Here is a 927-nt window from a genome sequence, read left to right as displayed (position 1 = left end):
CCATGAAACCCTGATGCATGTGCGCCCCTTCCTGCGCTCGGCCGGCTTGCCCAGCCGCCTCTTAAATGCCTTCCGGGGCCACCCGGACAAGTAAGGTTTATCGCGAATAAGCCGCACTTTGCCAAACGCCCGGCGCAGGATGCCTGACGCAACCCCCCATAGCCTGAGAGGCTGTCGCTATTGCGATCCCCCCTTTTCAGGAATATTCAGGAAATCATCGGGTACTTGTGCGCAAAGAGCATGGCGGCCAGGATTTTCAGGTTTTGAATACCCGCGTCTGCCGCCGGGCATTCGGCGTCCAGCGGTGGTCAGGGCTGGCAGGCCTGTGCAATACGTCCATATCCGCGCCCGGATTGTCGTTCCCGGTACTGACATCGCCGCAGGGATATCGCACTATTGTGCCCCTGAAAGCGCCCCGCCTTTTTCCGGTGGCGCTCACCGTGTGAGTTGAGGAGTTCCCATGGCCCTACCTGCCTCCCTGCAGAACAGCCTGCAGCTGCCCGTTGTGGCATCCCCCATGTTCATTGTTTCCAACCCGGACCTGGTGATTGCCCAATGCAAAGCCGGCATCGTCGGCTCTTTCCCGGCCCTGAATGCCCGCCCGGCGGAAGAACTGGAAGTGTGGCTCAAGCGCATCACCGAAGAGCTGGATGCCTGGAACCAGGCCAACCCGGACAGCCCTGCCGCCCCGTTCGCGGTGAACCAGATTGTGCACAAATCCAATAACCGGCTGGAGCACGATCTGGAAATGTGCGTGAAGTACAAGGTGCCCATCGTGATTACGTCACTGGGCGCCCGGGTGGATGTGAACGAAGCCATCCACAGCTATGGCGGCCTGGTGTTCCACGACATCATCAACAACTTTTTCGCTAAAAAAGCCATCGAGAAAGGCGCGGATGGCCTGATCGCCGTGGCCTCCGGCGCAGG

Annotated in this window: 1 protein-coding gene; it reads left to right on the top strand. The window is 60.0% G+C overall.

Translation table 11 applies throughout. From position 1 onward, the window contains the following. Positions 1-460 precede the first annotated feature (460 nt). A partial coding sequence (locus A3730_RS03765; RefSeq protein WP_369819037.1) for an NAD(P)H-dependent flavin oxidoreductase occupies positions 461-927 on the top strand: 467 nt, incomplete at its 3' end.

The sequence above is a fragment of the Alcanivorax sp. HI0044 genome (assembly GCF_001634945.1).
The sequence above is the reverse complement of the archived record's forward strand: the minus strand, read 5'-3'. Positions and strand labels throughout refer to the sequence as shown.